At 70.8% G+C, this 5598-nt stretch carries 5 protein-coding genes, 2 rRNA genes and 1 pseudogene; 1 reads left to right on the forward strand and 7 read right to left on the reverse strand.

What is annotated here, in order from left to right; translation table 11 throughout:
* Window positions 1-333: pseudogene (locus GL263_RS20235) on the forward strand (DUF5667 domain-containing protein); the annotation flags it as partial.
* A 216-nt stretch (window positions 334-549) separates the two neighbouring features.
* Here GL263_RS20235 and GL263_RS20240 read toward each other — a convergent pair.
* From GL263_RS20240 to GL263_RS20270, 7 genes are all read right to left on the reverse strand, one after another.
* The gene (locus tag GL263_RS20240; protein WP_182857157.1) at window positions 550-1692 is read right to left on the reverse strand and encodes a lysophospholipid acyltransferase family protein; all 1143 of its coding nucleotides are present in this window, start codon (window positions 1690-1692) and stop codon (window positions 550-552) included.
* Entirely contained in the window at window positions 1685-2719 is a 1035-nt protein-coding gene (locus GL263_RS20245; RefSeq protein WP_182857158.1) for an NAD-dependent epimerase/dehydratase family protein, read from the reverse strand. The genes GL263_RS20240 and GL263_RS20245 overlap by 8 nt, the downstream gene beginning before the upstream one ends.
* 217 nt (window positions 2720-2936) lie before the next feature.
* On the reverse strand, window positions 2937-3035 hold the full coding sequence (locus GL263_RS20250) for a 30S ribosomal protein bS22 (protein WP_003948845.1): 99 nt from the start codon (window positions 3033-3035) through the stop codon (window positions 2937-2939).
* 121 nt (window positions 3036-3156) lie between these two features.
* Window positions 3157-3366, reverse strand: coding sequence for a helix-turn-helix domain-containing protein (locus tag GL263_RS20255; protein WP_155540548.1), 210 nt, complete (start codon window positions 3364-3366; stop codon window positions 3157-3159).
* 632 nt (window positions 3367-3998) lie between these two features.
* Window positions 3999-5171 carry an acetoin utilization protein AcuC gene (locus GL263_RS20260; protein WP_182857159.1) on the reverse strand — a complete coding sequence of 391 codons (1173 nt, stop codon included), beginning with the start codon at window positions 5169-5171 and terminating at the stop codon, window positions 3999-4001.
* An 81-nt stretch (window positions 5172-5252) separates the two neighbouring features.
* A 5S ribosomal RNA gene (rrf, locus tag GL263_RS20265) occupies window positions 5253-5369 on the reverse strand.
* A gap of 104 nt (window positions 5370-5473) precedes the next feature.
* Window positions 5474-5598: ribosomal RNA gene (locus GL263_RS20270) — 23S ribosomal RNA — on the reverse strand; the annotation flags it as partial.

Raw genomic sequence — 5598 nt, forward strand, 5'->3', positions numbered from 1 at the left:
GGCGGCGAGAGCCCGCAGGAACGCGAGCCCGGCGGCGCGGTACGGGACGAGCAGCAGCCCGCGCCGGAGGACGCCCCCGACCGGAAGCCCGCCGAGAAGGACGACCCCGCCTCGTCCAGCCCGAGCGCGCCCGAAGGCCACAAGCCCGCCCCGGAGGACACTTCGGACGGACTCCTCGGCGGCGGCGGACTGCTCGACCCACCGCTCACCGAAAGCGGCGGGCTCACCTCCGGCACCGGCGAGAGCGACCCGACCGCGCCGGACATCACCATCCCGCCGCTGCTCCCCGGCGGCCTCCCCGGCCTGAGCCTCGACACCTCCCGCGAGGACTGAGCCGAAGCAGGAGGGGTGGACCGTGTCCTACGACACGGTCCACCCCTCCTGCTGTGCCGCCGGCTCGCGCCCGGGGCCCGGTTCGGAAGAAGGCCGAGGGTCCCAGAAGAAGCCGAACGTCTCAGAAGAAGGCGAACGTCTCAGAAGAAGGCGAACGTCTCAGAAGAAGGCGAACGTCTCAGAAGAAGGCGAACGTCTCAGAAGAAGGCGAACGTCTCAGAAGAAGACCGAGCGGCGGCGCACCAGCAGCTCGTACAGGGAGTGCTGGATCGTCTCCCGCACCTGGTCGGTCAGGTTGAACATCAGCATCGGGTCGTCCGCCGCCTCCGGCGGGTAGCCGTCCGTCTCGATCGGCTCGCCGAACCGGATCGTCCACTTCGTCGGCAGCGGCACCGCCCCCAGCGGCCCCAGCCACGGGAACGTCGGCGTCAGCGGGAAGTACGGGATGCCGAGCAGTCTCGCCAGCGTGCGCGAGTTGCCCAGCATCGGGTAGATCTCCTCCGCGCCGACGATCGAGCACGGCACGATCGGCACCCGCGCCCGCAGCGCCGTCGACACGAAGCCGCCCCTGCCGAACCGCTGGAGCTTGTAGCGCTCGGAGAACGGCTTGCCGATGCCCTTGAACCCCTCCGGCATCACCCCGACGACCTCGCCGCGCTCCAGCAGCCGCTGGGCGTCCTCGGAACAGGCGAGCGTGTGCCCGGCCTTGCGGGCCAGCTCGTTCACCACCGGCAGCACGAACACCAGGTCCGCCGCGAGCAGCCGCAGATGGCGGCCGGCGGGGTGGTGGTCGTGCACGGCGACCTGGAGCATCAGCCCGTCCCACGGCAGCGTCCCCGAGTGGTTGGCGACGATCAGCGCGCCGCCGTCGTCCGGCACGTTCTCCAGGCCGCGCACCTCCACCCGGAAGTACTTCTCGTACACCGGCCGGATGAGGGACATCAGGACGTGGTCGGTGAGTTCGGCGTCGTAGCCGAAGTCGTCGACCTCGTACTCGCCGGTGACCCGCCGCCGCAGGAACGCCAGTCCCCGGGCGGTCCGCTCGTCCCAGCCCTCGCCCAGCAGCCGGTCCAGCAGCGGCTGGTCGGCCTCGTCGCCCCGGGCGCCGGCCTCCCCGCCCGCCGTGCCGCTCCGCGCGCCCGGCAGCATGACCGGCTCCGCCGGCGCCCCCGCCGCGGACTCGGGCCCGGGGCCCGCCGGCGAGGCGGCCTCCGAGGCCGCCGTACGGGCCTGTGCCGGCCCGCCGCCCGACCGCCGGGGCCTGTGGTGCCGGCCTCCCGCCCTGCCGGCCCTGGAGGGCCCTGAGCCGCCCGCCGCCCGCCGGTCGTCGTCGAACGGGATGACCTTGGCGTCAGCCATGGCGTACAGCCTCCTGAAGACGGTCGACGGCGTGGGCGAGGGTGTGCGGGGGGAGGATGCCGGGTCCGTGCGCCGCGGCGAAGTCGGCGAACGTCTGGGCGGTGTCGAAGACCGGCGAGAAACCGAGCACGGTCCGCATCTGGGTGGTGTCCACGACCCGGCCGTGGGTGAGCAGCCGGATCTGCTCGGGCGAGAAGTCCGTCATCCCCACCGAGCGCAGCGCCCCGCCGGCCCAGCGGACGGCGGGCAGCAGCATGGGCACGGTGGGCCGGCCCAGCCGCCGGGCGCACTGCGACAGCAGCAGCACGCCGTCACCGGCGATGTTGAACGTGCCGGCGTTGTACGCCCCGCGCCGCGGCTCACCGGCCGCCAGCGCCAGCACCTCCACGGCGTCGTCCTCGTGGGTGAACTGGAGGCGGGGGTCGTAGCCGAGGACCGTCGGCAGCGCGGGCAGCCGGAAGTACCCGGCGAGCGGGGTCCCCCCGCTCGGCCCCAGCACTGCCGCGAAGCGCAGCACCGTCACCGACACGTCGGGCCGGCGCCGGGCGAAGCCCCGCACGTACCCCTCGACCTCCACCGTGTCCTTGGCGAAACCGCCCGTCGGCAGCGCCTTCGCCACCGTCGACTCCACGAACACCGCCGGGTCCCGCGGCGCCGAGCCGTAGACGCTCGTACTCGACTTCACCACCAGCCGGCGCATCGCCGGCGCCTTCTGGCAGGCGCCGAGCAGCTGCATCGTGCCGATGACGTTGGTCTCCTTGACCGCCGCCCGTCCGCCGCGCGAACCCAGCGGCGTGGCGTTGACGTCCATGTGGATCACCGTGTCGACGTGCCGCTCCACAAGGAGCTTGCCGATGGCGGGATGCCGGATGTCGGCCCTGACGAACTCCGCGCCGCCGAGGTGGTGGCGAGGCCGCTCCACGTCGACCGCGAGGACCTTCTCGACGTCCGGCTCCTTGCGGAGGCGGCGCAGCAGGCGGCCGCTCAGCGTCCGCGCGGCGCCGGTCACGAGTACGACTCTGCCCAAAGTCCCTCCCACGCCGCTGCGTCCAGGCCCGCCGCCCACCGTATCGGTTACGTGTGACGCTGTCGTGACGCCCCGACGCGGCCGGCCTCCCGACAGGGCCGTTCCGGCGACGCGGAAAACACTCCGGGGCCCTCCCGCCGTGGTGCTGGCGGAAGGGCCCCGGAGGCACGGGCCCGGTGAGACACCGGGACCCGCTACGTGCGTTCCGTGCGGCCGCTCACTTCTTGTTACGGCGCTGCACACGCGTGCGCTTGAGCAGCTTGCGGTGCTTCTTCTTGGCCATCCGCTTACGCCGCTTCTTGATAACAGAGCCCACGACTACCCTCGCTCACTTCGTATTGACTCGGTGCGGGGCGTCCGAGCCCACACGACCTACATCGGGTCAGCCTACCCGCCCCGGGCGGATGCTCGTAACCAAGGTGGCGTGAAAGCTCGTCTCAGGCGCTTTCCACCCCCACATACGACTGTCGGAGGTACTCGTGTACGGCGTTCTCCGGGACCCGGAAGGATCTGCCCACCCGGATCGCCGGCAGATGACCGCTGTGCACCAGGCGGTACACCGTCATCTTCGACACCCGCATTACCGCGGCGACTTCCGCCACCGTCAGAAAGTTGACCTCGCTCAGAGGCTTCTCGCCAGCAGCCATGTCACACCTGAACCTTCCGCACATGTCGGGCACCGGCTTCCCCTCCGGTGACTCCAGCTCGCATGCGCGCTCCTCCCCAGATTAGGGGCGCGTGATGCAAGTGAGGAAGAGGAGTAGCGATCGGTCTCCTACTGTGACAGACAGGCCCGATTGAGTACATAGCGCGTACTCGTCCGGTAGCCGAGGGCCCGCGCAGAGTCATCACGCGCCCCTCGAACGCGCCCCCGCCTCCCGCCCGTGCGGGCGCCGTTCGCGTCGACCGCCGTCACTCTCGTACCCTCTCGCTGACCTGCGGAAACTTGGGCGGACCGCACCCGTCGAACGCAACCGGGGCTCCGGTCGCGGCCCGACCCGGCACCGGAGACGACTTCCCGAAGGCGGGCCGGAATCCGTGAGTGCGCCGGGCGCACCCCGGCCGGCGCGCACGCCCTGACCACAGGTCAACACAACGCCACCACCGCGCGACAGACCGCACGTCCGTACGTCAATCTAAGTCGTCATGTCGACAGTTGGAGTCGACATGGGATGAGGGCCGGTGCGGCACGCGACGACACCCCGCCGACCGCCTGGCGTAGGCCGACCGCGCCGGAGGCGGCGGGAGCGGCCGCAGAGGCCGGCGGCGGGCGGGTTGGCTAGGGCATGACGCCGTGGGCCGGGAAGACGGCCCTCCGGGTCGCCAGCACCGCCTGGTCGAGGGCGTTCGCCGGGTCGTAGCCGTGCTCGTGCCAGTCCCGCCACTCCGGCCGCCGGCCGTCCGTCATCCTCCTGGGCGCCGACATCCTGGTCCGGGCGTACACCAACTGCCGCCACTCCTCCGGCACATCGGTCTCCGGTTCGATCGGCGCACCGGCCGCGATCGCCACCAGATGCGTCCAGCTCCTCGGCACCACGTCGACCACCGCGTAACCGCCACCGCCGAGCGCCAGCCAACGGCCGTCCGCGTACGCGTGCGCCCAGTCGTGCAGGGCGGACGCGGCGGCCCGCTGCGCGTCCACGGTCACCGCCAGGTGGGCCAGCGGGTCCTCGATGTGCGTGTCGGCCCCGTGCTGCGTCACCAGGACCGTCGGGCGGAAGGAGTCCAGCAGCTCCGGCACCACCCCGTGCAGCGCCCGCAACCAGCCCTCGTCGGCCGTGCCCGGCGGCAGTGCCACGTTGACCGCCGTCCCCTCCGCCCCGGTGCCGCCGGTCTCCTCCGGCCAGCCGGTGCCCGGGAAGAGCAGCCGGGGGTGCTCGTGCAGGGAGATGGTCAGCACCCGGGGGTCCTCCCAGAACGTGGCCTGGACGCCGTCCCCGTGGTGCACGTCCACGTCCACGTACGCCACCCGTTCCGCGCCCAGTTCGAGAAGGCGCGCGATGGCCAGGGAAGCGTCGTTGTAGATGCAGAAGCCGGCCGCCGTGCCCGGCATGGCGTGGTGCAGCCCGCCCGCGAAGTTGACGGCGTGCAGCACGTCCCCGCGCCACAACGCCTCGGCCGCCCCGACGGACTGACCCGCGATCAGCGCCGAGGCCTCGTGCATACCGGCGAACGCCGGATCGTCGGCCGTTCCGAGCCCGTACGACCCGTCCGCGCTCCCGGGGCTCTCCGACGCGTTCCGCACGGCCTCGATGTACTCCGCGTGGTGCACAAGCCGCAGGGTCGACAGCCCGGCGCCCTTCGCCGCGACGACCTTCGCCGTCCGATCCAGCCCGAACTGCTCGACGAGTCGCATCGTCAGAGCCAGCCGGATCGGATCCATCGGATGCTCGGGACCGAAGTCGTATCCCGTCACCGCTTCGTCCCACATCACCTGCGCGCCACCGGTCATGCTGACACCGTATCCACCAGGGACAACGCAGAAAAGGGCCGCACCGGTTCTACAACCGGTACAGCCCTTTTCGCAATGTTTGTTCGGCGGCGTCCTACTCTCCCACACGCTCCCGCATGCAGTACCATCGGCGCTGACAGGCTTAGCTTCCGGGTTCGGAATGTAACCGGGCGTTACCCCATCGCTATGACCACCGAAACACTATGAAACAAACAACCCAGCAAACCCACCACACACGTGTATGCATGGTTCGGGTTCCGGCAGCTGTTGCCTCAGAACCAACACAGTGGACGCGAGCATATATGGTCAAGCCCTCGGCCTATTAGTACCGGTCAACTCCAACCCTCACAGGTCTTCCATCTCCGGCCTATCAACCCAGTCGTCTACTGGGAGCCTTACCCCAACAAAGTGGGTGGGAGTCCTCATC

It is taken from the genome of Streptomyces durbertensis (genome assembly GCF_014156695.1).
Taxonomy (GTDB): domain Bacteria; phylum Actinomycetota; class Actinomycetes; order Streptomycetales; family Streptomycetaceae; genus Streptomyces; species Streptomyces durbertensis.

Bases quoted from the DNA above. Each gene is read 5' to 3' on its own strand.
- GL263_RS20240 (WP_182857157.1), bottom strand. From the start codon at position 1,692: ATGGCTGACGCCAAGGTCATCCCGTTCGACGACGACCGGCGGGCGGCG.
- GL263_RS20255 (WP_155540548.1), bottom strand. From the start codon at position 3,366: ATGGCTGCTGGCGAGAAGCCTCTGAGCGAGGTCAACTTTCTGACGGTG.
- GL263_RS20260 (WP_182857159.1), bottom strand. From the start codon at position 5,171: ATGACCGGTGGCGCGCAGGTGATGTGGGACGAAGCGGTGACGGGATAC.